Origin of the sequence: Salipaludibacillus sp. CF4.18, from assembly GCF_051262595.1 — a bacterium.
Classification (GTDB): domain Bacteria; phylum Bacillota; class Bacilli; order Bacillales; family Salisediminibacteriaceae; genus Salipaludibacillus; species Salipaludibacillus neizhouensis.
The window spans coordinates 1-24,706 of the sequence record NZ_JBIMEV010000012.1 but is presented as its reverse complement, the minus strand read 5'-3'; the positions used below and the strand labels follow the sequence as shown (position 1 = coordinate 24,706).

Below are 24,706 nucleotides of genomic sequence, written 5' to 3'. Positions count from 1 at the left end.
TTCTAAACTCCTGTATATAATTTTTTAAAACTAATATTTACTAATGCAGTGCCACCCGCTGTTGCGTTGTATGATATAACATTCTCCCCGACATCCAATTGGAGAAAAGTTGATTCCCAAATGTCGATATATCCCCACTCACTCTTTTCATTTCCATTTTGATCCACAGTAACTACTTTTCTCTCATTACCAAAAGCTGTGTTAATGATGAGTTTGTCACCCTCAAATAATTCACGTTTCACTCTAATAAACTCGCCTGTAGTAAGGCTCGTCACAATTGGATTTGTTGCCGGCCCATTAAACTCGATCTCAATTGGGCAAGGTACATGACCGTCATTATATAGAGTAGCTTCTGATCCACGCTCACCGAACTTGACCGGAAAAGAAAAAGGAAAAGAAAATTTAGGAATAAATGCTGCTAATGGTTTTGTTATTTTCTCTATTGATTGCCAATAAGGATTAGACGCATAGATAGAGAAGAAAGCCTGCTGAAAATCTACCGACCTATTATCATTTCCACTTGGGAAAGAAGGAGTTTGATCCACAACACACTTTAAATCTCTAATTACATCATCGTTTTCATAACGCAAAACGCCCTCACCCAGCTTAGGGTTAAGGACGTTTAACATATAACTTCTTTTTTCTGTAATATTTCCCATGATAGCAACTCTAATATCTAACGCTTTACCCTCCAACATTGTATCTATAAAGGTTTCACCGTCTTGATACGGGCTTTTTTGTGTCTGTATATTTGTTTCTGAACCACCCATCCCATCTATAAATTGGAGAAGAAATGGGGGTTTATGTGAAAATTCAATAGCTTGACCTCGGTTATTTGTGAATGTTAATTTCTCCATTTATACCCCCCATTCCATAGCCAATTGACGGCTTGCTTGTAATTGTTTTCTTTTTATTTCGCTTGGCGATAAGGCTTGTGGACTGTTAATTGTAATGTTTTGTGTGATTCCACCACCGCCGAACATATCCTTTGTTTCTCCGTTCGAATACACGTTTGAACCTTTTGGCAAATTAACTAATTCCGGCCCTGCTTCACCGACAATTGCAGCACCACCAGCAAAATTTCTTACTCCGTCTTTAAACATCGGAATGTTTGGTGTTTTCAAAGAAACAGAAGGTACGCTAAAGTCAGGCCCAAATGGGATTTTTATATTCGCACCGCCAATTGTTAGCTGTAGATCATTCCACTTTCCAATGATCCAGTTAACAGCCGATTTAAAAGCATCTTTTAAACCGTCCCACATTCCTGATGCTGCGGTAGTAAATTTTGACTTTAAACCTCCAAAGAAAGTTACAAGGTCATCTACTTTCCCTTTTACCCATTCAACGGTTGTCTTCCATATTTCTGTCAATTTATCACCTAGCCACTGTGTAGCAGCTACAATTTTATCCCAGTTTAAAATGATGAGAGCGACTAATCCTACTATTGCCCCAATCACCCAGCCAACAGGCCCCATAGCAATAAACCAAGCTGCCGCCATTCGTGCTGCTTGAATCATAGCTTGTGCGCCCATCCAAACCCATTTCGCAACCATTAACGCTGCCGTTACTACCATTGTAACTCTAGCTGAGAGTGCAGCGACTTGTGTCATTACCCATGCTGCAACTTGTTTTACCGCAGATATGGTAGCTTGTATCCCTAATTTTATCCATTGGATAATCAAACTAGTAGCGATTAACGCTGCATAAGCAATAATAATAGGCTGTACGAACGCCCAATGTTCCTCGATTTTGTCTGCTAACTCACCTACAATATCGATAACATTTTGAAACAAATCCTTTATTTTATCAAAAGCTGTTTCAAAGGCTTCTTTGATCATTGGTAAATGTGGCTCCAGCCATTCCCAAAATTCCAAAAGCGCCGGAAGTATTTTATCTTGTATTATGTCATTAAACGTTTGTAATATTTCGACAATTTTATTGAAAGCTGTTTCAAAATACTCTCGAATTAGTGGTAGATTAGGCTCTATCCACTCCCATAAATTAACAAGAACTTCTCTTGCACTTTCAAAGGCATTCAAGAAAAACTCTTTTATTTTGGGTAGTTGAGTTTGTGCCCAACCATGCAATTCCTGAAATTTAGGTAAAATATGAGTTGTAACAAAACTGCTTACATTACTCATAGCCGTTTCGATTAGATTGAAAGCATTTTCTCCAAACGCCTGTATTTTGGGCATCTGACTTTCGAACCAGTCAAACATTACTGTTAAAATTGGTAGCACTTTTAATCCAATCTCTGTTACAAAAAAGCTTAATTTCTCTTTCATATCTTCCACTTTTATTCTGAAGTCATTAGCTTTCTTAAGATTATCCTCTGAAATTATGTTTGCTTTATCTTTTGCGTTGTCCATCGCTTCAGCGCCTAAATCAACAACTGGAGCCAACTCTTTCCAACTGCCACCAAACAAGTCTGTCCCTATTTTAGCTCTATCTGTTTTATCCTCAACACCTGATAAAGCTTTAGTGAGTACATCCATTCGTTCATCAGCACTCATGTTTTCAATTTCGCTAAGTGATAAACCTAACTTACCAAGTGCTTCTTGCCCCTTGTGCCCTTCTACGCTCATTGTATCTAGGTTTTTTGTAAGCTTTAATGAAGCATCGGCAACTGCATCAGTGGCAACACCTGCTTCTTCTGTTACCTTTCGCCATTCTTGTAAAGAGTCTGTTGTCATCCCAGTTGTAGAATTTAAATCTAGTATTTCATCGGCGGTATTTCCTACTTTTACACCAAGTGCTACCATCCCACCGATTGCAGCACCAGCTCCGGCAAGCAATCCGGCGCCCCATTTAGCTGCTACTTTGATTCCTTTTCCTAACTTTTTGGATAAACCATCTGCTTTCTTGCTTGTATTTGCAATGCTTTTATCGGCTTTATCATTATCGACAAGGATAGATCCCATCAATTTGAACAATTCCATATTTATTCACCGCCTTTCTTGTCGCGGATTTTAGCCCTTATTTCTTCAACTTCTTGTAAAATGTCTTCTTTTGGTCGAATGTTATCCGGTTCTGTTTGCAGTTTGAAAAACTGACTAAATGGTATAAACGTTTTATCGTCCATATTTTGATACCTCATCAGCCACATATTTCGAGCTCTATCTTCTTCTTGTTTTTCAAATGCTTTCTTTATCAAACTCAAAAAATCATCGACATCTAGAGACATAATAAAACTCATATCGTTGTATCTGTGAAGTAATAGATCATAAAGTTCAACAGGGTTTACTTCACAGCCGTTTGAAAAAAAGTTTTGAAACTAGGGTCTTTAATAACGTCTTTTAAGACATTAAACATTTCTAAGATTTCCATGTCATCAATTTCTTTTTGTTTCTTTTCTAAGAATATACCGAGAAAAGACATCACTTCTTTTTCTGCATTTGGTAGTTTTTCAATAAAAATGTATAAGTAATCGAAGCTTTCCGTATCATCGAGTTGTTCCAATTCCTTTTCTGATTTCCCTTGAGTCTTTTGATAAAATTCCTTCAGTTCATTTTTGATATCAAGTGCCTTCACCATTTTGATAAACGGAAAAAAATGCTTAGTTTTTAACATGATTTATACCTCCATATAATAAAATAAAGAGCCCTAATTAAAGGACTCTTATACTGCGTCTGTAAATACGATCTTCCATGGTTCTACATCTGTTGTTCCTTCTAAATACGTTGCCGTGTACGTTGTCTCAGGTACAACTTCTTCTTTATCTTTAAGATCCCACTCAATACTTTCTAGATTAAGTGCATTCTCGAGAGTAATTACAACACTACGTCCAGAGGTTGTTTTACCTGTCCATGTGATTGTGTCGTTGTAATCTGCATCTTCTATGTCTGTTTTGGCTGTGATCGTATCTGTGGTAAGGTCTGTGGTGTTTTCTACGGCTGGATACATTTTTGGAAGGGTCGATGCTAAGATTTCTAAAGAGTTCATCGATAATTTAGCAACACTTCTAATTTTTCGAATACGTCCCTTAACTGGCCCGTAATCCCCATCTGCTTCTATGTTACGGTACTCTCGTTCAATGGTAAGCATACCGCCACCTCTTGTTAGTCCTACATCTGTAACACCAATACTAAATACGCCATCACCTAAAATAATGTCATTCATTTTAACTATCTCCTTTCGAATGTTCGTGCTTCATATGTATATTTTATTCGTTTAATTTTTGGATCATCGTCTGTTAGCGGCAACCTATTTTCTCGGTAAAACGTAACAGATAATTCATTGTTTACAGTAATCGTTTTACGATGTAAGGCTTTATCAGCACTATCTATTAATGTTTCAATCGCTGTTGTATCACCATTTGCTGGTACATCCCATGCATCTACATCTAAAACAAATTGTTCCAGGCTTCCATCATCAATACTATTCGGCAAATCATAAACCAAATAAGGGAAGTCTGATCCATCCGGTGCAGACTGATAATGTACGTGAGGATGGATAGACTTGAGAGCCGTTTTGATTATTTTTCTTAGTTCTATAACTTTTATCATTGTCTAGCATCCTCACTTTTCAGCTTTGTCATTGCTTGTGTACTCATCTTCATCTATCAAACCTTTTACTTTGTTCTCATTTTCAATTGCTGATAAATATTTTCCTTGAATCCTCTGCATCTCATCTATATTTTCAAATGCAGTCCCTCTTAGTATTCCTCTTGCAGGTTGTCCCTTTTCTCCTAATTCACTTTTAGCACCATACCAAGCATCATGACGAAAACCTATTAAAAGATCATTTTCACGCTTTCGAACCCAATATTGAGTGGATTTATAGATACGTTTAGACTTTTTCATGCCAGGTAGTTTCTTTAACTTTTGGATCATACGTTTTCTAATTAGTTTGGCACAATCTCTCAATGCTGCTCGTTTCAATTCTTTTAGAGAGTACTGAATCTTATCCACATTTGATGTAAATTTAACGCCATCTTTTGTTACCTTTGTAACTGTTTTAGGCATCGGCATCTAAACCAACCCCTGACAGGTTAATTCAGCTATCTCGCCATTTTTTGAATACGCTCGAATGATGTCATAGGTTTTATAATTAAACTTTAACTTTGTTTCATCTGCATATTCCTCGGCTCTAATCTCAAACATTAGTTCAGGCCGTAAATCACTCATAGCAGCTTGATAAAATTCCGATTGACGAATTGATTTCTTATTTGCAAAAACAGTCCGAGATGTTTCAGCTTCAATTGAGTCACCCATAGCATTTTCTGTGTACGTAGTTGTAATAAGATCAACTTGTTCACCCCACCGTGTCACGATAATCACCTGCTAACGTTAGATGTTGCTTAAGCATCAAATAAGACTGCTCAAATCTTTCAGCGTCTGGATTATCATATCCAAAATTAGCTTTACAATAAGTTATAATTGCTCGCTTTATTAGACTATCTGGATATTCCGCATCAGCCTTCTCAGGACTAACACCAGCAAGTTTTAAATCATCACGAGCGCTATCAATCAATTCTTGAATTTCATCAGCATCAAATACACTGGAACTAATACGTAAATTTGTTTTGACTTTCTCAATCATAGCCATAGTCACTCACCACTTTCCATTCGTGCGATTGCCTTCTTTTTACCTCTGACTTTTTCACCATTCGGCAAAAGATAGTAACCACTACCCAAGTGATTTAACTTAGGTGTTTCTTTTTTCGTGTTTTCTTTAACAAAAACTTTTTCTTGTTCTACTTCTTTCTCAATAAATCCTAATGAATGAAGCTCAAAAGTACGAGAGGATGATCCCTCGTACTCCGAACCTATTGGATAACGTTTACGTGTGCATTTATCTGTAAACGGTTTTATTACTTTAGACATTTACATCAACTCCTATTAAACTGGTACTACTTTAGATACACGTAGGAAACCATTCATAGCAGTTACATTACCACCAGAAAATACTACACCTTTGTGTGCAATCATTCCTTGCTTAAATTTGAAGTCACTAGAACGTTGAACATCCATCTGACTGAATACAGCCATTGTGTAATTAGATAGTGAACCATAAGCCATTGCATATTCGCCATCAACTGTAGCTGAGTCAGAAATAGCTTTACATGCACTGTTAAGGATAAAAGGAACTCCATCAATAGTACCTGTGTTACCGTTATTAACTACGTCATATACTTTGTCTCCATCAGCATCACGTAATGTTGCAAATTTCTTCAAGTCTTTTTTGTTAAGGATTAAAACTGCTACGTCTTCAACATCCTCGTCCCCACCGTAAGAATAAACAATCTCATCAAGTGTAGTCTCATCGATAACTTCAATACCCTTGTCAGTTAGGGGATCAATTGCCGTTGCATTAGCCGAGAAAATACCTGTTAAACGGTTAGTTGCACCTGTTCCTACTAGGATTTCTTTAGTCAATTTCTTACGAGTAGCAACTGTAATACCGTCTACTACCACTGCATCATAATCTGCCGCTGGAAGTTTAGTAGTTTCTTCGCTGTCTTCTGCATAAGCAGTTACTTTTGACTTACCAATGTCTGCATAACCGAATACTGGTTCAGCAGTAGCATAATCTGCTCCTTCTAATACATGGTCGCCTTCTCCATAACCTTTTAAGTATGGTTGTGTAAATGACTCTCCACCAATTAAGTTTTTAACATGTACTCGGTCAATTAGTGTAGAAACCTCATTAAATGTACGTTTAATATCTGTTGCTTGATGCTTAGGTAATACAATATCGCTTGAACCTACTGTTACACTTCTGTTTTCCATTAACTCTTTTCCACGCTGTTCTGCTGATTGCTTTTCCATTTTCTCTCGCTCCTCTTTTTCTGGATTTGTAGCACCTTCTACTTCTTTTGTCTCAACTGTTCGAGCTGTAATTGCTTCGGCCATCTTTGTACGTTTCTCAATTTGTTCTTTTTCTTCATTCAAACCTCTGATTTCAGTTTCCATTTCCTCTAAATTAACCTCGCCACCGTTTTCCAATAGTCCTTTAATCTCTGCTTTTCGTGTTTCAATTTCGTTTAGTCTGTTCATTTTTAATAGCCTCCTGTTTTTTTGTTAAAATTTTTAATTCTATACTTTTGTCTATTGCAAGTCGCACACTATCCAGCGTGATGTTGTTCTATCCAGTCCAACTAAACTTAGACAAAATAAAAAAGCATCTAACCAGATACTTTGTTTACAAATAAGTCATAAGTATTAACTTTTTACGGTGTTCCTGTTCCATCTGTTTTTGATCATCTATTAGTTTTTGCTCTTGTTCTACTAGTTCTTGTTGAGCTTCAAATAAGCTCCTTGCGCTAATTGAAGTGTCATCGTAAGCTGGGATATCCACACTAGACACGTCATATAATTTTTTTACCTTTTGAATAGTTCGTGTATGGTTTGCCATATCATAACTATCTTCACGAGTAATAAAAGAAAAACTCATACGATCAAGATAACCACCGTTGATTTCTTCATATAATTTCCTACCCTCGTCAGTACCGTCTAACCTTGCACGTATGTATAAACCTTTATCATCAGTAGTTATTTGTAATGTTTTGTTTCTCGTTCTAGCCATTACTTTACCTTGATGATTATAATTAAAAATAACATCTGACATATCTGCTTCATCAAATGCTTTATCATCAATTTTTTCAAAATGTTCAATTCCATCTACCTCATATAGTACAGTTGGTGAATTAAATGTTGCAGCATAACCTTCTACATACAATTCTTCTTTCTCATCTTGTGCTAAGTTTTCTGCCACTGCTCGTAATTCAAACTCTGCAAATCTACGAACTTCTTTATCTTTTAATTTTTCAATCGTCATCGGTTTCGTCACTCTCCTTTCCGTTAGAATTATCTTTAATATGTGCTCGACCCATTTGATAATTGGAAGCTAAGTCCTTATCAATATAATTTAAGGACACTATTTTCCTATCACCGTTGGGAAGAGGAGACATGTTAAATATTTCTCTTGCTTCGTTATCAGTCAGCAATCCTCTGTCAGTTAAAATTTCTACCATTTTTAGCTTAGTTTGAGTAGAAGCATATTGTATTCTATCTGTGCTGAATACTATGTGATGACCAGCATCTTTCTCTTTTCTAGTAAACAAAGCGTTGGTGAAAGTTAAAGATAATTGAATGGCTAATGGTTCAAGGATTGATTCATAGAAAGAATTAAACTGTTGTTCAGTGTAGTCTGATTTCACAATGTTTTCATTTATTCCATAGTACTTATAAACTTTCTCTTGAATCAGTTTCATCTGTTCCCCATCGACCATTTTAGGATCGTTGTTTAATTCTTGGAATTTTGCTTTAGCATCAGTTGCAGCTACACCACCACTGTTACTTATGCTCATAAAACTCTTCTTAAATTCGTCTGCTTGTGTCTTTAAGTCTTCTGGTCTTATTTGACCTTCAAAGACTAATAATCCACGCAAATAAGCTGATGATTGAACAGCATTGGCTATTCCATCATCAGTTGTTTGGATTAATTGGAGTGTTGGGTTCAATGCTTTATCAGATGTCTCACCATATAGGTCATTCTTATAAAAGAATCTTCGCAAATGAATCAAATCACTATAGGGTAATGTCACTTCTTTTCCACCTAAGAATCTAAAACGAGCAAATATTTCTGTCTGACCTTCTAATTCTGCTTCAACAAACTCTACACTTGACGAATCCACGGGATAAAATGCTTTAGCAGTACCAAACTTATCCTTGTCTATAAAGATAAATGCGTTATTTTTTACGTACAATGCCGTTATTATTTTATAGAAAAACGAATAAGCGTCCATATATTGATTGGGTTGGTACTTCAGTAACTTTTCAACGTCTGTTGGTTTACTGGTTGTAGTTTTTTTATCAAACATATGCTTCGGAGTTAGCTTTGCACCATTCCTAGCAATCGAATCTATTACCGAACGAACAACGTCCGAATCATAAGAATCCCCTGAGAATGTATTAAATGTTGCATTAAATCCATTCAACATTTGTAATTGGGTAGCATTAATATGATCTATATTCTTCTTTCCGAAAATTCGTTGATACATTGATCTTTTCTCTCTCAAAATTATTCACCTCCCCCTTAAAACTGAATGTAGTTTTATAAACTTTTAATGGTTTCTTTCAGTATGGATGGAAGTACAATAACTTTTTTACCTGTTTTTAAAGATAAACTTTGTTCTAATGCATCAATTTCTTGAGGTCTGATATTTCCGTTTAAAAAGAAAAATAGAATTTCTGAGTCTTTGCTAAGAGATTGAATTTCTCTAACTTCCACATTTACATTTTCTTTTTGTATAAATAATTTCATGTGATTCCCTCCTAAATTAAGTTTTGATAGTCATTCATATTGTCCTGCATCACGATATAAGCGTTCAATAAAGCAGCGGTTCCATCGATACGTTTCCGTTGTTGTTTTCCTTTTGCTGGTTGAATGTTATCGTTTTTATCCACATCAACAGATGTATTGGATAGACACCACTTGTCGATTGAATTATTGTTGTATTTGATTTTATTTACTTCTAAATCTGCACCAAGCGAACGCATAGGAGATGATAAAGTTTTCTTATTTTGGATAACTGGTATCATCGAATCCTTGCCATAGATACCTTTCATTTCTTCAACCCAATAAGTTGCAGACCAACTATCATATCCAACCCAAGGAATGTAAATATCAAAGTCTTTTTGTACTTCTACAAACCATTCTGTTACATATTTGTGGTGTACTTTATTTCCAGGGGTTGTTCGTAATAATCCTAAGTCATTCCATTTGTCATAAGGGATTTTATCTTCTATTGTCCTTCGTTCTAACAAATCTTCTGGTAACCAATACATTTGTAGAACATAAATGTTTTCATCATTTGGAACCATAAAAAGAACCTTAGCGGCTGTAAGGTCTGTAGTAGAAGACAGGTCTGCTCCACCCACTCCATATCTAGGTTTTAGTTTCGCTAGATCAAACATTGCTTCATTGTTAATTTGCTCAAATGACAACCATGATTCAGAACTCGTTTCCCTAACATTAAATTCTTTGGTTAATAAATTCTTAAGTAACATTGAATTAGCTTTTGCTTTGTTTACTTTCGTTTCAAGTTGATCAAGTTTTTTTATCGTACCCAATCCTGGAGATGCCTTTTGCCACATCTTAGAATCTGTCCACTCTTTTCTTGAATCTAATTCATAGATTATTGGTAAGAATCTATCATCTTTATAACCATTAGGATCATCGAAACCATTTAATAACATCTCTGCTTCTTCATATTTTTGATCATATACAGATTCCCTAACTGTTCCAGCAGTAGAAATCTGAAATATCATTGGTTGTTCTCGTGACGATGTTCCATCTACGATAACGTCCATTAGGTTTTGATCTTTCCATGCTCCAACCTCGTCTAAAATTGCACCAGCAACATTGAGTCCATCAAGTGTATCGCTGTCACTTCCAAGTGGTCTGAATGAGCTATCATTCCATTCAGAAACAAGTTCAGCAACCAATGGTTTTATTCGTTTCAACAATACAGGTGATTTTTTGACCATACGTTTAGCTTCCGACCAAACAATTTTAGCCGCATCTTTTTTAGTAGAAACAGCATAAATCTCTGCACCAGGTTCTCCATCACCAACTTGTAAATACAATCCTATTCCACTAGCTATCGTTGATTTCCCATTCTTCCTTGATACAACTAAGAATATATTTTGGTATTTTCTTATTTGATCAATCTTATGTATAAATCCAAAACTTGCAGCAAGAAAAGCTTTCTGCCACAACTCTAAATCAATTGGTTGACCGCCCCACTTACCCTTTGAGTGTTTACAGTAGTTTTCGATAAATTCAATAACATGATTTGATTTTTTGACACTGAATTCATATTCAGAAGTCTTATCATAAACATCATCAACTAATTTTTTATAGACACGTTTAACTTTATCGCCTACAGTAACTTCACCTGATAGAATCTGATTGTAGTAGTCTATGATTGGATTGTAGGCTAAAGGATATTGTACTCTCATCTGTTATTCACGAACTCATTGAAGCCGTCATCAACTGTTTTAGGTGAGGACTTTGGAAGAAAACTATTCAATTCTTTCATAGCGGCAGTGTATCTTTGTATCATTGTGTTGTAGGTTTTAACTGCCGGACTCTCACGCATAATTGTATAGTCGCCTTGAGTCATTTCATCAACAGCACCATTAGAATTAATATCATCTTTGAGTATACCCAGCGTCACCCTCATGAAAGCAGCTTCATGAATAAGAGATTCCATCCCATCTTTTTTATCTTTTTCTAATTCTTTAAAATTTCGTTTGAGTCTACTTACTTCTTTCTTTATTTGTTTTTCTGTTTCTGTTAATTCTTTCAATTCATTCACCTGCTTTCATATTTATTTTAGGGGTGGGGTTATACAAAAAATTCAAATTTATTACGCAAAAGTTCCCATCGGTATTCTAATTGTGTTTGATTCTGACACAACTCGGGGGGGATCAACACGCACACTCATAACATTTCTTTTCTCTCCACAAAAATAGAAAGATGATTGGTATCACCTTCCTTAAAATCATTTCTATCTATAAAATATTATTTTGCATTCCTATTCTCATATCCTTTTGAAATTCTTTTACCAAATTCTCTTTGTCTACTTCCATCATTCCTACTGGAGTATGTACGCTCATTGTCTCTCTCATAATAGGAATAGCATTAGGTACAATTGATTCACATTCAACAGGCATAACCATTACCGATTGCATACCCTTCTTTCTACATCGAACACAGAATGTATCTAGGCTACCATCTTCCATGTCTATCCACTTGTGATTGCATTGTTTATCCATCACTCCACCAACCTCTCAATTAAATTACCCTCACTATCAAACATCACATCATCCCTTATTAATTCCTCACCACTCCCATGGTGTTCACGGTTGTGACAGTCTTGGCACAACAGCTCTAGGTTCTCATGGTTCAATGTGATACTTGGATCATTAATGTTAGCAGGACTAATATAAACCACATGATGAACTATCTTCCCTGAGTTAGAACACCGTTCACATAATCCATAATGAGACAGAAAATAAGCCTGACGACATTTGCGCCAAGCGTTAGAATTATAAAATTTGATTGCATATTCCTTAGCCATTTAGTTTCCTGTCCACAACAAGAAACTCATGCTCAATATACTCGCTATAGTAATAGCAGTACACTGAATCCTACCTTCACTCGTTCGTGATCCAATCGCTCCCATTGAGAACAATAATATAATTACCATCAACAGTATTTTAAAAGTTATTAGCAATCTCATTCCTCCTTTATTAGACAAAATAAAAACCCATCCTAGTTGGATGGGTTAAGTAGTCGCTTCACCTAATTTAATTTTCTTTTTATTACCTTTGTTGTCTACAGTTACTAATGTTGAATTATTGTCTATTATGATATTGGCTTCATAATAACTTACAAGTATTTCTAATGATACAGGTTTACTTACACCTACATCCAGTTCAACAATATCAGCAGTAAGTATAATTGGCTGATCTAGCTTATCACTCTCAATTTGAAAAGTATTAATTGAAAGCTTACGTTTACCGCTATTACTGAGAAGAAGTTTAAGGGTTAATTTAATCTTCACAAAGGCATTTTCGCGCTTAGAAAACTCTGTTTCAATATAACCTCCACCACCGTCGGACTCGTAAGCTCTTATATAATACTCTTTTTTATTAATGTTTAACTTACCTTTATCAATAAAGTAGTGAAGAATTACAAATAGTAAAATCGGGATGATTGCACCAGTAAATAACCCTTGAATATGATCAGTTGTAACTTCCAATAAATAACCTCCTAACATGTCCTATTAAAAGGTTAACATATTAGGAGTCCAAAGACTGAAAAATATTTTATAAAATTGTGAGAGTCCCTAAACCACCGAACACCTAGTCCATTCTCACGCTTAAATTGGACTAACTGAGTCGATATCCAAACTATGTATCTATACGCTATAAACTCTTCACTATGCGCTCAGCAATTGGCCAACATCTGTTACAATATCACCAAACTCTTCAGCAATAAACTCACGAGCTTTCGGGTCTTTACGTAACTCTTCTTCTGTTGGCAACCAGTTAAACTTTTGACCGCAAACATAGTTAATCTTGTTAAGCGTTTCTAAGTCTTTAAACCAAACATGAACAGTACCTTTCTTGAATATTTTAAAACGCAATATATCGGTCGCAAACTCACCTTTTCCTATCATTTCAAAGTCGTAATCTACATCTCGAAACGGTTCAAATGCCTTTAACAAGTCGAATATAAATCCTTTTATCCGGTAGTCAACGCCCCCAAAACTGTCATTTCGTGTACCCATATCCCAATCTTCAAATGTTGTAAAGAACGGGTATATGACTTTCTTGCCTATCTTATACGCATCATTCGTATTCCACCCGTTGTAGTAATGAATATTCGTTGAAAAATCACGGCGACTATAAGAGGTTATCTTTTCGAACATACTCACCACGCTACTAATCAACATATCAGAAGAATTGGCCATAATAGCATGTAGTAGCATGTAAATGTTAGTCGAATTAATTTCCAATTCCGAAGCTGAATCAAGTTGTCTGTTTAATTTCTCCCTTGCCTCAGTCGTTAACATCTCCATGAATTTATCTGTTTGAAGTATTAATCCCCAATACGTTATACGTAGTCGTTGTAAATCTTCTTCATAATCTTTTGATGGATATTCACTTGAAACGAACAACTTACCATTATTCACGTTAGAAACATAATTCAAAAAATCCGTCTTTCGCTTGTTTATTTCGTATGATTTACGGACTAACTTAATAGCCTCCTCGTATTCACTTATTAGCCGTGTAATATCGTCTACACGCTCTCGCACCTCTTGTTTTTTAACAAACGTGCTTAAAGCATTAGTTATTTCATTAGCTTGTTCGTGTTTTTTATTTGTTCCCTTTACTGAATCAACTGTACGCCTGTACAAGTCCTCACTAAAATCATCTCGACAAACTTTTAAGTAAATAAGCGCTACTTCAACATTAGTCTTTCGTTCGGCATCACTAAAGGCATTGTCAACAAACTTTATTCTTGCGTTATGTATATCTAGTAGTCTCACCAACTCTTTACGAGTCGTACTAAACGGATTCCTAATAGTCTCTGCGTTAATTATTGCGTATATTTCACAGTCTTTCGTGATCTGCTTACTAGACAGCTTTAGTGCGTGTAATAAATGCTTATCACCAGCGCTAAACGGAGGATTCATGACAACAGAATCGTATTCTCGAAATGTTTCAAAGGTTAAAAAATCCGACCAAACAACTGCGTGTCCTGCAGCCGTTAAAAAACCTGCTAGTTCGGGATCATTTTCGATTGTATCTATTTTTATCAATCTACCGTTATCACGAATGTAATTAACGATATTCCCTTTACCTGCTGATGGTTCAAGCACACGACCTCTCAATGTAAACCGATTAATTCCTTTCATATTAGGTAAATTACCTTTTATACTTAAAGCTAATAATTCCTTTATTAATTCATTGGGTGTCGGATAAAAGTCCACATTAAACAAATACAATCACTTCCTTATTTAGACAAAAATAAAAACACCCAATTTAATGGATGCTGTTTATTTCATTCGTCTATTTCTAATCTTCTCACCTGGTCTAGTCATAGTTGAGTTAACTGGACTATCACAAACATAGCAAGATAATCCATCAGTAAATTTAAATTGACGTTTTGTGAATACCTCTCTATAACCACATACCATGCATTCAAGTGTTGTTATCTTATCTTCGCTTGACTCATTGTCTGCCATTATTCACACGCTCCCTTATACTTTCATAAGAAAAGACACCCACCTAGTGAGTGCCTTGTATCGTACTTATTTTATAAAAACAAATTTATCAGCATGCTTTAACATCCACTTTTCAAATAGTGAATTTAGATTTTCTTTTTCTTTGACATCATCATAAATAGAGTACGGCTTTCTAATTTTATCCTCATTAAGTTTATAGAGATCAGAATTAATAAATTCTTTATACATCAACTCTGCTATTTCGTGACCTTTCTCATCTTGTTTTTCATGCCACTCTAAGTCTGGATCTCCCTTAACTTCAAATATTTGATTCACTTCCATACTAACCATGCCATTTCCCAATACAAATACATCAAACTTTTTGACTTCAGTATTAAATTCATAGCTTAGAGCAAAGTTATATTGTTCAGTGTTTACATTAAAGTGAAATGAGCTTTTTCTATTCATTCTTTCCATATCAAATCATTCCCTTTTTTCTATACCCCCGAAGGATGTTTTAACTTAAGTGTTTAATATGTTTTGGATTTCTTCTAAAGTAAGGTTGTCAACGTCTAAAGAGGATTTCCACACACTTAGCTTCCTCATATAATTATCTATCATGGGTCTATGGCTATTTAAATCCCTAAATTCCGTGTTGTTTCTTATTTCATCATATCTTCCTAAATCGTTAATAAAATAGCTTGCATAGCCTAAATAACTACTTTCATTATTGCCATCGAATCCATGAAATTTAATTCTACTCTCATTTAAATCGCCTTTATCGTCTAAGGCGTTGTAAGAAAAAATGATTCTTCTATACATTTCCAACACGTCAACTACAAAGTCTGACTTATCTTTAGGAAAGTCATCATACAACCATTCCACTAAATCTGAATAGTGTGCTTCATACCCTTCCTGTAAAGCCTTTATAAAAGAAGAATAGTTTTCATTTGGATCTAGCTTTTCTAATATCTGATATTGATTTATCAAATTTAGACGCTCAAGTTTAGTTAGTTTCATATTATCACCCCCAATATACCAACTTTCTACATATTGGAAGGTTATTCCTTCTTTTCTTACAAATTATTCTATTGTGCTTCAATCATTATTTAAACAACAAATACATTTATTTGTTAATGGCTTTACTGATTCTGGTGAATCAGACTTAAATTCAGGTATAAAATAAGATTGAGTAAATGTTTTTCTTTCTCTCCTTTTGGCCATGAGATAATCCGTTAAATTTATTAAGTTTAAAAGCAATGAGATTGATAATATAGTCAATGTAAAAAATAAAATTTCTTCCATATTCGTTTATACTCCCTCCTTGTTTTGTTTTAAATTTACGCATAAAAAATAGCCACTCGAATGAGTGACTGAACTATCTATTTACTGAAATTAAATTATTGGACAATCTGATCCCTGCATTTATTAATGGTTTATGCCTATAATATTCTCTCTCAAGTTTCACTATATCTCCAACTGTACTCGATGGATTACTTAACATAGTATTCCATCTTTCAGATAAATCTTCAAAATACTTATTTGTGATATTGCCTTTATTCAGATTAAATATATCTTCTTTTGTAAATTTATAAGTACTCTTCAACCTCTTCAAAAGTGACAAATGACTTATTTCTTTATAATGGTTACAAAACAATATAATAGTAAGCTTTATCATGGTTTTATACATCATTCACCCTCCCTTATTTATCAAAAAGAAAAAGCCACTCAAATGAGCGGCTTTCTAGATTTCATTCTATTTTTGGATAAATACTTGTAAAACTTCTTCTGGTTCTTCGTCAACAGGGAAAACTACCTCATACATGGTCGATGAAATTTTACCATGCAAAAAATAGTCATCAGCAATGTATAAATTTATTTCATCAATTTGTTTTAGAAATGATAAAAATGATTCAACATCTTCTTTCTCAATTCTATGAAAAACATCTCCACCATCTGCATTTCTAAATTCAATTTTCATATTTTCCACCTCCCATCTGCCTACTCATTTTAACAGATAAAGAGGTTTTTTCCTTAATTTATGTTAATTTTTTCTATTAATCTACAAAATTATGGTATAATTTACTTGTTGTCCTATCGTCTTAATTGACGGAGGTGAAAGCTTATGATGCATAAGTCTGTTTTTGTCCGATCATACAAAAGATTCCGTCACGGTAGTCTTGAGTATGTTAGAAAACATTATCGATCTTATCCTAGATAGTTAATTTTACTGAGTCAGGGTTAAACTCTCCGGTTTTTCCTTGACGGTAGGACGGCAAGCAATGTATTTATTTATACGACTTAATAGATTTTTACTTACTTAATTATCTTCCTTTTATTAAAATACCCAATAGTCGATATAGTAAGAAAAGTTGCTGTATAAACAACAAACATAACAACTGCTTGAACTCCACTAATACTTAGAAATAACCACATAATCAATAAAAATAACAGTCCACCTATGTAACCTATGATCTCACTATTTAATTTTTGCAACTATCTCACTCCTTCGGTCAACTTTATCTTGCTCATTTAAAGATAGCGTACGTATGTAAAAGTCTATATTAATTTCTTAAACGTCTTTTTATTTACTATATTCTCAATGCAGCTATATGTCTTTTCGTACGCCTCTGACATCATATTACAAAATGTACTCTTCCGCTTTCCATCCTCTTCCCATGTTTTCCACTGTTCTAGAATTAAAAGAACATCTGATTCTTTTAATCTTGTTCTTCCAGTAGTAATTGACGCTATTACACCTTCATTATATTGTTCTTTTCTTGTTTTTAACTTTAAATTATGTATTCCATTATTCGATTTGTTTCCATCTAAATGATCGATTTCCAATCCTTGATTTATCCACCAACTTGGATTAACCCCTAAATGAGCACTCATGATCAATGCATGCAATGATTGAGCTTTTGCCTTTCCTTGACTATCTGTCAGAGTTGTTATTACATATTTAAAACGTTTGCTTGCTTTAGGATTTAACCATCTACCTTGTTTACACCTGGACGAATAAACCTTGCCATTTATTACATCTGCCTTATAATCTTTAAACCCTGGAATTGGCACTAATACCGATTCCTTTTCCATTACATTTTCCATTTCATAAACTCCCCCTTATTTTTATGGCAAAGCAAAAAACCCCCTTCAACCTTTAACAGGTGGTGGCTCCTTATTTGCTCATCTCAACTAAACTGGAGGTAGTCATGTGTACTCTTAAAGTGCCCACATCGGCACTGTCCGTATATCCTTTAATAAGCTCACAAACAACGCAACGCTATCACCTGTTATATTGCCGCTTGAATGCTTATTAAAAAATATATTTGACTAATTTAATTTTTCTTGATATAGTATAATTACGGAACCGTATAAATTAATTTTAGAAAGAAAACGATTTCTCTTGCTTTGTTTGATCTATTAGCTTTCCTTGTATCGTTCTCTTTCCACTAGAGAGGTTTATCTCCATAAATAAAAAGCGCTTAGTTTTCACCTGTTTACAGGCAAGTCTAAGCGCTTATAAATATGTAACTATTAACTCATCGTGACAAGTTTTTCTTCTTGTCTCTTTTTTTGTTGTCTAATTTTATTATTTCGTTTATTTCTTTTACCTTGGCACTCTTTACATCTAATTTGTCGTTGTTTTGTCTTATCAATCTCTTTACTACACTCTATACAATCAACTAATCCCAGCACATTCCGCTTTAAATTAGATACAATAATATGACCAAACACATCCCACAAAGTATCTTTATTAACACTGCCCTTACTATATAAGTATTTGACCAATACATCTGTTACATAAACAGGATCTTTCCCCACCTCTTCTAGTACTTCACCTATTTTTTTGATAATGTAAAACTTAATTTTCTTTGTAGTGTTTTTGTTTTCTTTGACCTGTTTTTTCATGTTGAAGTGTTTCGTTGCATTTAATTTATTATATGTTGCGATAATTTCTTTTGCTAAATCCGTCTCAATGTCAATGCTCTGATTATACAACAATTGTTTAAAATCAACTTCCCCAACCACTTTTTTAAAGTAAATCCTCTTGTTCTGATCATCGATAATTTTACTAATTCTATTTACTACACTGTCATTTCTTCCCTCAACTTGTGTTTCCTTTTTATCTTTTGCATCCAAGAAAAAATAAGGTAGTTTTGCACCAGTGTACTCTTTTATAATCTTATCAACATAAGGAGGTCTTTTCGGCATCCACAACGTTTTAGCATAGTCAATTGTGGCATTGTTCTCAAATGTTAGCCACTTAGCAACTTTCATTGCTTCTTCTTCCACAACATCTGCATTGAAACATTTTGTGATTTTATTACTTGATTCTCCAATGTTCATCTTATAGGCTGATTTTAAGCTATTGTATAAATTATTGTTTGTGATCTCTTTAGCCTCTGCTGAGGATAGTTCGTAGTCCAAAGGTAAAACGTCTTTCATTTCCCTCTCAGCAATATTTACCAATGTTTCATCATTACAGATAATTGCTTCATCTCCATCAACATCAAACTGTAGTATTTTCGATATTAGATCATGTGTACTTGTATAGATGCAATTTGAAATAAACCATTCTTTTGTATCTTCATTTACTATATTTTCTCTTACAGCGTGCTCTTTATAGCAGTGGGGGTTTCTCAACACATCCAATTTTTCACCGTTTTTATACAGTCCAGAGTAGACCTCACCGTTAGCTAACAATCCTATAGGGTTCTTATACCCAATGAATAACCACTCGCAAAATGCGTATAAATCAGGTGCTATAAATGCTCTCTTGCTCCCTTCCAGTATTAGCTTCCCTGACTTAGCACGTTTGACCAATGATGTTTTCGTATCCTTAATAACCTTTTTACTATGATTATCATTCAATAAATTAGGGTAAATGCTCAAGGCTTGTTGTAAACTATTCTTATTTTCATTGTCATCGGTAGCGCCTACAACAGAGAGCATTGTATCAGCGTTATTTGCTATGCTATTAATGTTATTGACTGTATGAGAGGTTATCTTATTCAATTCCTCATCTGTGGCACTAGTGAGCGTTTGAAGCACCTGGTACGAAAGTGTTTTATCTTCAAACTTACTTTCATCCATTTCGACAGACACTATAGACGATTCACACTCATAGTCTCGAAAAGCAACTTTGTACTCCATCCAACTATCGAAAAACTTAGCAGCTTTAAATTGACTTTTCGTAAAAATAATCTGTATGTCATCTTTAATAACATCATATGTTTCTCCCCAAATGTCAGTAATAAATGGACTGGAATTCTTGTGTCTACTAATAAATTTATCATACTCAAACGGAATCAATAACCCTTTAAAGAATGGCATTCTGAATTGAAGACTCTTATCACTTATACCAGGTAAGCACATCCCAGCTCCATCTGTATGAGGAATAGTTACATCTTTCTTAACAGGTTTAACCTCATATGTATCTGAGTCAATATGATCAACCCAGCTATTTACATTCGTTTCAAAATCATCAACTACAACACACCGGTCAATATCAAACCCTTCCCATGGTATAGATGCTGTCATGGTTAAAGCTGTATATGCGTTAAATTTATTAGGATTAAGAGAATCTTTGTCATTGATCTTCTTTCTTGTTAAACCTGCAAACATTTTATTTTCAATATCAGTGAATTTATCTTCTTCGATAAAGATACATTTTTTATTTCGTATTGCTCCAGCAGAAGATGTGAAATACTTGTAAGTCTTATTGTTGTAAGTAAACCCTTCATCCATCATTTGCTTAAATATCTTATAGCGATATGTTTTAATCATGAAAATATCATCTGTGGTATTGCTTTTATCAATATCAAGAGATCTCGATAGCACAGAATCAAATTGAGATACTTTATTAGAATCTTTAATGCTATCTACTGTCAATTTTCTAGGGCCATTATAATTATCAGCTTCATTATCCAACATGGCCTCAAGCTGTTTTGTTCTGTCAGATGCTTTTTTGAATAGTTTTGACTTTAGATTATTGATTTCTTTTACTTTCTTTCGATCATTTACTATGAGGTTAATTAACTCACTCTCAATTTCCTGATCAATGTATCTTAAAACAAATCCAGCCAACCCATCATCAAATTTATATGCTAATTGTCCGAATGATAAACTTTTATAATATTCATCTATATCCTTTTGCTTAATCACTTTTTTATTATGTAATTTACTAATTGCATTTTTACAGTATTCCTTACCTCTGCTGATACTCTGCTTTTCATTATTCATGCCACTCTCTGTTTCATTGTAAAAACTATGTGTTGTTAATGAATATATGTATACTTGCTTACTCAGATTGCTAGTCAAATAACCACTCCTCATTTTGTTTAAATGTTTAACTCATCCTTACAACTAAAACTAATCTTATGTAGAAAAAACGAAGTGGGTTTTTCGTTTTTCTAAAATACTGTATCTTTACTTGTATTTTTAACTGTATCTTTAAACTGTATATTTATATTAAGTAATTACTATATACTGTACTCCCATTGCCGACAATAACTGTACTTTGCCTCTGCAATTTGAAATCTACCTCTGCAAATTCTGTACCCACCTCTGCAATTTGAAATCTACCTCTGCAAATTCTGTACTTAGGTTAAAAGCTTGTTTTATCAACGTTTTCAATGTAGTGATCTATGTACGTAATAATGGTTATTCCATCGGTCAAACACAATCTCGGAATTCTCGTCATACTCATATTCCGTGTTCAATTTGTGCTTAACAATTTTTATAAGTTTAGCCTTTCTCAATTGTTCATTAGCATCTGTTACCGATGTCTTGGATATTTTAAATTTGCTAGAAATCGTATTTACACCGACAAAACAAAAACTCCTGTCTCTCTCTTTATCACTCATGTTTATGTAACTTTTAAATAAAAATAATTGTCTAAAAGCATATGTATCGATCTTTTCATTCTTATAATAATTAAATACATCTGAATCCAACATGGTAAAATGACCTTTATCGTAGGCATCAGAGTTAAATTCAATTGTTAGACTTCCTTTGGTCGGCAACTTATCGACCTTGTTTTTAATTAAGTTAATCTTATGTAGTTTATTTAACCTGCTCTTAAATGTCCTGGTATCAGACACATTTATGAAATTCATTAGTTTTTTATGATCTATAACTATCTCTTCCTCTTTGTAGTTTCTGAAATACAGAAAGCACAATCTGGCATACAACAAGAATTCATTATTTGATAAAAAAATTTCTTCGTTTCGAACTATGTATGTAGGTATTCGAACATGTAATTTCTTTTTATTTTCATCACTCAACTATGTTCCCCCTCATTTGTTTAATTGCTTAAATGTTTACAGTGTTTAATTATTAAATTGCTCAACTATTGAATTGACCTCTGATGTTCTAAAGTAGAGCCAAAATCTGCGATTCTGATTTGAAATGGCACTGGTTATGTATTCAACATTCTTATGTTTTAATAGTCGATGTAGCTGCACATCGTACACAAAGACTAGATCACTTTTATTCATCTTCTCACCTCCCTTCATACTGCTATTATTTATGAATATCCTTGATTACAAGTAGGCTCTGAGCAACTGCAATACCTACATAGGGTAAATACACCTACAAGACTATTAATCTTTCAGGAAGCTATTAACATAGTGATCTAATGATGATAAATCACAATGTATAAAATCACCCTCAACTTTGGTTTGCTGGTTGAAACCCTCTTTAGACATTTCTTCATAATCTTTTATGAATTCCTTTTGAAACTCAGACATTTATTCCACCTCCATTTCTGAATAAAAGTGTCTTTTTATTTGATGCATATAGAAACTAACACAAAAAACAGTATAAACGTTGGTATATAAGTACTCTAACACTATTTAAACTTTATAGTTTTTAATTACTTATTCATAAATATGATATTAATATACGTTATAACTGTCCCTATAAATGCTCCAGGGTTATAGGACACTTTTAAAAATTATTGAATAAAAATAAGTATTCTTTTTAAATGTGACAAATTTGTGAACGTTTTATTTAAAATACATTTGTAATTAGATAACACACAACTGTAAAATAGCTGAATGCTAGGCTTGTTTGTACAAATTCCTTTTTAATTCCCTTTTGCGATAATACTGATATGACTACTTCTCTCATCGGAAACTCTCCTCTTGTTGCTCCAGTGAATTAAGAAAACCCTCGATAACTGAAGAAGTTGAAGATATTCTCTCACCACGATAGTGAACATCTATATCTAAAATCGATAATGTTGTTCGTATTCCTGCAAACTCAGCATCGTATATTTTGAATAAGTAGTAATTTGCATTACCTAAGCTATTAAATCCAATCGCTTCTAGCTTTGTTAAAACTGCATGTTTACAAACTGTATACAATTCATGAATAAGCATATCAATTTCCAAATCATTAATATTTTCAGTTTTTCCTATTAGCGTAAAGTTTGATTTAAAAAGTATTGTACCGCCCCCTTTTCATCCTGCAGTAGAACCCTGCAAACAACGGCCACCCTGCAACGCTATCTGATGTTTCTAACGCTTGAGTGATTGTAATGGTTTCGTATACCTTATCGTTCCTTATCTGGATGTAGTCACTGTCTGAGAGTGGAATTAGGATGTCATCAATCAAGATACTTACTCTCTCAATGTCACGTTCGACAATGAGTGTACCGGTTTTGTAGCCGTCCACACGGTCAATGGTTTCCTTAATTGAATTGCTAAGTTGTTCAAACATTTGAAATCCCCCTTAGTTATTTAACCAGTCGTAACTATTGATGTTATACGTTGTACCACTATCTTCCTCATCGTCTACACCCTGTTGAGCAACTATGTTATTCATGTAGTAGTTGTAGCTAGACGAAGCTAATAGACTGTTTATATCCCCTATCTTGCCTTTAGTCTTGCTAAGTACGTTATTAAGCATGATTGCAAAGTCATTGTCTGCTAATTGATTGGATTTTGAGTTAAAAAATAAATCGATTTCCAAAGTTGAAACTGAATCATCTATCAATCTATGAAGATTTTGTTTTAGTATTTGTTTAATCTTGGTCGGTAGTTGTAATCCATTTAATTCCTCTATTTGAGATAGATTGATAGATTCTTTTGTAATCTCTGAATTGTAATCTCTGTGTATAGTCTTTGTTATTGCTTGGTCGCCATGACGTTGTGAATCGTCAGGTTGTCGCACCGAATCGTCATTATGTCCCTTCGTTGGTCTATCCTGACCTCTGCTTGTGTTCTCCGAATCGTCAGATTGACCATTGGAAGTATCATCATTGATTAGTGAATAGCCTTCAAGAGAATAGCCAAGCTTATGTAGATCTTGTTGTATCTTCATCAAATCAACTCGATATTGGTAAGTTTTATCCCATTTGTAGTTAGGATTCTTTCTTCTGAGTAGCCAACCCGATTCAACTAAGCTGCTAAAAATTCTATCGATTGTTTTACGACTTACAACATTCATTGTTTCTTCAACCATCTGATCCGAAGTTTTATATATCCACCCTGATTTTAAACTTAGAGCAAAATCCTCTAATTCTTCAGGTGATTGATCAGTGTATTCTTTTTTTCGTTTAACCTCCTCATCAGCAAATTGTTTTGCATCTTTCACACGTTCGCTCCAGTAAACCATCTGATTGAGAACGATGGCATGATTCACTTTACCAGTAAGGCCGACTAACTCCTCTTTAACTACTACACGCTTTAGTTTCTCCATAGCTGCCTACCCCTTTGCTCTCCGTTAACTTAACTTGTTTATGTTACTTACTATATCAATTGTTGCGTCACAACCTTTATTACTCGCCATTTCCTGATTCTTCGTTAAATTTGGTGGGTCTGATAAAATAAGTTGTAATATGAGACCTTATTTATATCAATGCTTCTCCATCCCCCTTTAAATAAAACGTTAATCAAAGTCTTACATTTATAATTATTCATGATAAGACTATCGTCAAAAATAGATGTAAAA

General features: G+C 34.2%; 30 protein-coding genes. All 30 read right to left on the bottom strand.

What is annotated here, in order from left to right; translation table 11 throughout:
• Nucleotides 1-2: 2 nt before the first annotated feature.
• Nucleotides 3-857, bottom strand: a complete 855-nt coding sequence (locus ACHABW_RS10025; RefSeq protein WP_435755181.1) for a phage distal tail protein — start codon at nucleotides 855-857, stop codon at nucleotides 3-5.
• Nucleotides 858-2,939 carry a hypothetical protein gene (locus ACHABW_RS10020; RefSeq protein ID WP_435755180.1) on the bottom strand — a complete coding sequence of 694 codons (2,082 nt, stop codon included), beginning with the start codon at nucleotides 2,937-2,939 and terminating at the stop codon, nucleotides 858-860.
• Nucleotides 2,940-2,941: 2 nt separating this feature from the next.
• The gene (locus tag ACHABW_RS10015) at nucleotides 2,942-3,184 is read right to left on the bottom strand and encodes a hypothetical protein (protein WP_435755179.1); all 243 of its coding nucleotides are present in this window, start codon (nucleotides 3,182-3,184) and stop codon (nucleotides 2,942-2,944) included.
• A 56-nt stretch (nucleotides 3,185-3,240) separates the two neighbouring features.
• A complete protein-coding gene (locus ACHABW_RS10010; RefSeq protein WP_435755178.1) occupies nucleotides 3,241-3,570 on the bottom strand; it encodes a hypothetical protein in 330 nt (109 codons plus the stop codon).
• A gap of 48 nt (nucleotides 3,571-3,618) precedes the next feature.
• Nucleotides 3,619-4,119 (bottom strand): hypothetical protein, encoded by a 501-nt coding sequence (locus ACHABW_RS10005; RefSeq protein ID WP_435755177.1) that lies wholly within the window; start codon nucleotides 4,117-4,119, stop codon nucleotides 3,619-3,621.
• A 5-nt stretch (nucleotides 4,120-4,124) separates the two neighbouring features.
• On the bottom strand, nucleotides 4,125-4,505 hold the full coding sequence (gene gp17 / locus ACHABW_RS10000; protein ID WP_435755176.1) for a tail completion protein gp17: 381 nt from the start codon (nucleotides 4,503-4,505) through the stop codon (nucleotides 4,125-4,127).
• A 12-nt stretch (nucleotides 4,506-4,517) separates the two neighbouring features.
• A complete protein-coding gene (locus tag ACHABW_RS09995) occupies nucleotides 4,518-4,970 on the bottom strand; it encodes a hypothetical protein (RefSeq protein ID WP_435755175.1) in 453 nt (150 codons plus the stop codon).
• Nucleotides 4,971-5,270 carry a phage head closure protein gene (locus ACHABW_RS09990; RefSeq protein ID WP_435755174.1) on the bottom strand — a complete coding sequence of 100 codons (300 nt, stop codon included), beginning with the start codon at nucleotides 5,268-5,270 and terminating at the stop codon, nucleotides 4,971-4,973.
• Nucleotides 5,254-5,541 (bottom strand): head-tail connector protein, encoded by a 288-nt coding sequence (locus ACHABW_RS09985; RefSeq protein WP_435755254.1) that lies wholly within the window; start codon nucleotides 5,539-5,541, stop codon nucleotides 5,254-5,256. Before ACHABW_RS09985 ends, ACHABW_RS09990 begins: the two co-directional genes overlap by 17 nt.
• Before the next feature lie 8 nt (nucleotides 5,542-5,549).
• Nucleotides 5,550-5,825 carry a hypothetical protein gene (locus tag ACHABW_RS09980; RefSeq protein ID WP_435755173.1) on the bottom strand — a complete coding sequence of 92 codons (276 nt, stop codon included), beginning with the start codon at nucleotides 5,823-5,825 and terminating at the stop codon, nucleotides 5,550-5,552.
• A gap of 15 nt (nucleotides 5,826-5,840) precedes the next feature.
• Nucleotides 5,841-6,998, bottom strand: coding sequence for a phage major capsid protein (locus tag ACHABW_RS09975; RefSeq protein WP_435755172.1), 1,158 nt, complete (start codon nucleotides 6,996-6,998; stop codon nucleotides 5,841-5,843).
• Between the two features lie 145 nt (nucleotides 6,999-7,143).
• Nucleotides 7,144-7,791, bottom strand: a complete 648-nt coding sequence (locus ACHABW_RS09970) for an HK97 family phage prohead protease (RefSeq protein WP_435755171.1) — start codon at nucleotides 7,789-7,791, stop codon at nucleotides 7,144-7,146.
• Nucleotides 7,769-9,022, bottom strand: a complete 1,254-nt coding sequence (locus tag ACHABW_RS09965) for a phage portal protein (protein WP_435755170.1) — start codon at nucleotides 9,020-9,022, stop codon at nucleotides 7,769-7,771. The genes ACHABW_RS09970 and ACHABW_RS09965 overlap by 23 nt, the downstream gene beginning before the upstream one ends.
• Before the next feature lie 35 nt (nucleotides 9,023-9,057).
• On the bottom strand, nucleotides 9,058-9,267 hold the full coding sequence (locus tag ACHABW_RS09960) for a hypothetical protein (RefSeq protein ID WP_435755169.1): 210 nt from the start codon (nucleotides 9,265-9,267) through the stop codon (nucleotides 9,058-9,060).
• Between the two features lie 11 nt (nucleotides 9,268-9,278).
• On the bottom strand, nucleotides 9,279-10,967 hold the full coding sequence (locus ACHABW_RS09955) for a terminase large subunit (RefSeq protein WP_435755168.1): 1,689 nt from the start codon (nucleotides 10,965-10,967) through the stop codon (nucleotides 9,279-9,281).
• Complete coding sequence (locus tag ACHABW_RS09950) at nucleotides 10,964-11,317, bottom strand: hypothetical protein (RefSeq protein WP_435755167.1); 354 nt, start codon at nucleotides 11,315-11,317, stop codon at nucleotides 10,964-10,966. Before ACHABW_RS09950 ends, ACHABW_RS09955 begins: the two co-directional genes overlap by 4 nt.
• A gap of 205 nt (nucleotides 11,318-11,522) precedes the next feature.
• A complete protein-coding gene (locus tag ACHABW_RS09945) occupies nucleotides 11,523-11,789 on the bottom strand; it encodes a hypothetical protein (RefSeq protein ID WP_435755166.1) in 267 nt (88 codons plus the stop codon).
• Nucleotides 11,786-12,091 carry an HNH endonuclease gene (locus ACHABW_RS09940; RefSeq protein WP_435755165.1) on the bottom strand — a complete coding sequence of 102 codons (306 nt, stop codon included), beginning with the start codon at nucleotides 12,089-12,091 and terminating at the stop codon, nucleotides 11,786-11,788. The genes ACHABW_RS09945 and ACHABW_RS09940 overlap by 4 nt, the downstream gene beginning before the upstream one ends.
• Before the next feature lie 207 nt (nucleotides 12,092-12,298).
• Nucleotides 12,299-12,775, bottom strand: coding sequence for a hypothetical protein (locus ACHABW_RS09935; protein WP_435755164.1), 477 nt, complete (start codon nucleotides 12,773-12,775; stop codon nucleotides 12,299-12,301).
• Between the two features lie 180 nt (nucleotides 12,776-12,955).
• Nucleotides 12,956-14,512 carry a DUF4942 domain-containing protein gene (locus tag ACHABW_RS09930; protein WP_435755253.1) on the bottom strand — a complete coding sequence of 519 codons (1,557 nt, stop codon included), beginning with the start codon at nucleotides 14,510-14,512 and terminating at the stop codon, nucleotides 12,956-12,958.
• A gap of 321 nt (nucleotides 14,513-14,833) precedes the next feature.
• Nucleotides 14,834-15,223 (bottom strand): hypothetical protein, encoded by a 390-nt coding sequence (locus tag ACHABW_RS09925; RefSeq protein ID WP_435755163.1) that lies wholly within the window; start codon nucleotides 15,221-15,223, stop codon nucleotides 14,834-14,836.
• 45 nt (nucleotides 15,224-15,268) lie between these two features.
• Nucleotides 15,269-15,766 carry a YfbU family protein gene (locus tag ACHABW_RS09920; protein ID WP_435755162.1) on the bottom strand — a complete coding sequence of 166 codons (498 nt, stop codon included), beginning with the start codon at nucleotides 15,764-15,766 and terminating at the stop codon, nucleotides 15,269-15,271.
• Between the two features lie 736 nt (nucleotides 15,767-16,502).
• Complete coding sequence (locus tag ACHABW_RS09915; protein WP_435755161.1) at nucleotides 16,503-16,727, bottom strand: hypothetical protein; 225 nt, start codon at nucleotides 16,725-16,727, stop codon at nucleotides 16,503-16,505.
• A 578-nt stretch (nucleotides 16,728-17,305) separates the two neighbouring features.
• On the bottom strand, nucleotides 17,306-17,854 hold the full coding sequence (locus ACHABW_RS09910) for an HNH endonuclease (protein ID WP_435755160.1): 549 nt from the start codon (nucleotides 17,852-17,854) through the stop codon (nucleotides 17,306-17,308).
• Between the two features lie 429 nt (nucleotides 17,855-18,283).
• Nucleotides 18,284-21,070 (bottom strand): RNA dependent RNA polymerase, encoded by a 2,787-nt coding sequence (locus ACHABW_RS09905; protein ID WP_435755159.1) that lies wholly within the window; start codon nucleotides 21,068-21,070, stop codon nucleotides 18,284-18,286.
• 311 nt (nucleotides 21,071-21,381) lie between these two features.
• Complete coding sequence (locus ACHABW_RS09900; RefSeq protein WP_435755158.1) at nucleotides 21,382-22,035, bottom strand: hypothetical protein; 654 nt, start codon at nucleotides 22,033-22,035, stop codon at nucleotides 21,382-21,384.
• Nucleotides 22,036-22,353: 318 nt separating this feature from the next.
• Nucleotides 22,354-22,500, bottom strand: coding sequence for a hypothetical protein (locus tag ACHABW_RS09895; protein WP_435755157.1), 147 nt, complete (start codon nucleotides 22,498-22,500; stop codon nucleotides 22,354-22,356).
• Between the two features lie 378 nt (nucleotides 22,501-22,878).
• A complete protein-coding gene (locus ACHABW_RS09890; protein WP_435755156.1) occupies nucleotides 22,879-23,133 on the bottom strand; it encodes a hypothetical protein in 255 nt (84 codons plus the stop codon).
• Nucleotides 23,134-23,188: 55 nt separating this feature from the next.
• The gene (locus tag ACHABW_RS09885) at nucleotides 23,189-23,473 is read right to left on the bottom strand and encodes a hypothetical protein (RefSeq protein WP_435755155.1); all 285 of its coding nucleotides are present in this window, start codon (nucleotides 23,471-23,473) and stop codon (nucleotides 23,189-23,191) included.
• A 12-nt stretch (nucleotides 23,474-23,485) separates the two neighbouring features.
• Complete coding sequence (locus ACHABW_RS09880) at nucleotides 23,486-24,454, bottom strand: hypothetical protein (protein ID WP_435755154.1); 969 nt, start codon at nucleotides 24,452-24,454, stop codon at nucleotides 23,486-23,488.
• Between the last annotated feature and the right edge of the window lie 252 nt (nucleotides 24,455-24,706).

What these genes read in the sequence shown, in the direction of transcription:
- ACHABW_RS09985 (WP_435755254.1), bottom strand. Translation starts at nt 5,541, where the DNA reads ATGATTGAGAAAGTCAAAACAAATTTACGTATTAGTTCCAGTGTATTT.
- ACHABW_RS09960 (WP_435755169.1), bottom strand. Translation starts at nt 9,267, where the DNA reads ATGAAATTATTTATACAAAAAGAAAATGTAAATGTGGAAGTTAGAGAA.
- ACHABW_RS09925 (WP_435755163.1), bottom strand. Translation starts at nt 15,223, where the DNA reads ATGGAAAGAATGAATAGAAAAAGCTCATTTCACTTTAATGTAAACACT.
- ACHABW_RS09955 (WP_435755168.1), bottom strand. Translation starts at nt 10,967, where the DNA reads ATGAGAGTACAATATCCTTTAGCCTACAATCCAATCATAGACTACTAC.
- ACHABW_RS10005 (WP_435755177.1), bottom strand. Translation starts at nt 4,119, where the DNA reads ATGAATGACATTATTTTAGGTGATGGCGTATTTAGTATTGGTGTTACA.
- ACHABW_RS09975 (WP_435755172.1), bottom strand. Translation starts at nt 6,998, where the DNA reads ATGAACAGACTAAACGAAATTGAAACACGAAAAGCAGAGATTAAAGGA.
- ACHABW_RS10010 (WP_435755178.1), bottom strand. Translation starts at nt 3,570, where the DNA reads ATGTTAAAAACTAAGCATTTTTTTCCGTTTATCAAAATGGTGAAGGCA.
- ACHABW_RS10020 (WP_435755180.1), bottom strand. Translation starts at nt 2,939, where the DNA reads ATGGAATTGTTCAAATTGATGGGATCTATCCTTGTCGATAATGATAAA.
- ACHABW_RS09995 (WP_435755175.1), bottom strand. Translation starts at nt 4,970, where the DNA reads ATGCCGATGCCTAAAACAGTTACAAAGGTAACAAAAGATGGCGTTAAA.
- ACHABW_RS10015 (WP_435755179.1), bottom strand. Translation starts at nt 3,184, where the DNA reads ATGTCTCTAGATGTCGATGATTTTTTGAGTTTGATAAAGAAAGCATTT.
- ACHABW_RS09980 (WP_435755173.1), bottom strand. Translation starts at nt 5,825, where the DNA reads ATGTCTAAAGTAATAAAACCGTTTACAGATAAATGCACACGTAAACGT.
- ACHABW_RS09910 (WP_435755160.1), bottom strand. Translation starts at nt 17,854, where the DNA reads ATGGAAAATGTAATGGAAAAGGAATCGGTATTAGTGCCAATTCCAGGG.
- ACHABW_RS09920 (WP_435755162.1), bottom strand. Translation starts at nt 15,766, where the DNA reads ATGAAACTAACTAAACTTGAGCGTCTAAATTTGATAAATCAATATCAG.
- gp17 (WP_435755176.1), bottom strand. Translation starts at nt 4,505, where the DNA reads ATGATAAAAGTTATAGAACTAAGAAAAATAATCAAAACGGCTCTCAAG.
- ACHABW_RS10025 (WP_435755181.1), bottom strand. Translation starts at nt 857, where the DNA reads ATGGAGAAATTAACATTCACAAATAACCGAGGTCAAGCTATTGAATTT.
- ACHABW_RS09895 (WP_435755157.1), bottom strand. Translation starts at nt 22,500, where the DNA reads ATGTCTGAGTTTCAAAAGGAATTCATAAAAGATTATGAAGAAATGTCT.
- ACHABW_RS09915 (WP_435755161.1), bottom strand. Translation starts at nt 16,727, where the DNA reads ATGAAAATTGAATTTAGAAATGCAGATGGTGGAGATGTTTTTCATAGA.
- ACHABW_RS09885 (WP_435755155.1), bottom strand. Translation starts at nt 23,473, where the DNA reads ATGTTTGAACAACTTAGCAATTCAATTAAGGAAACCATTGACCGTGTG.
- ACHABW_RS09880 (WP_435755154.1), bottom strand. Translation starts at nt 24,454, where the DNA reads ATGGAGAAACTAAAGCGTGTAGTAGTTAAAGAGGAGTTAGTCGGCCTT.
- ACHABW_RS09890 (WP_435755156.1), bottom strand. Translation starts at nt 23,133, where the DNA reads ATGCTTATTCATGAATTGTATACAGTTTGTAAACATGCAGTTTTAACA.
- ACHABW_RS09940 (WP_435755165.1), bottom strand. Translation starts at nt 12,091, where the DNA reads ATGGCTAAGGAATATGCAATCAAATTTTATAATTCTAACGCTTGGCGC.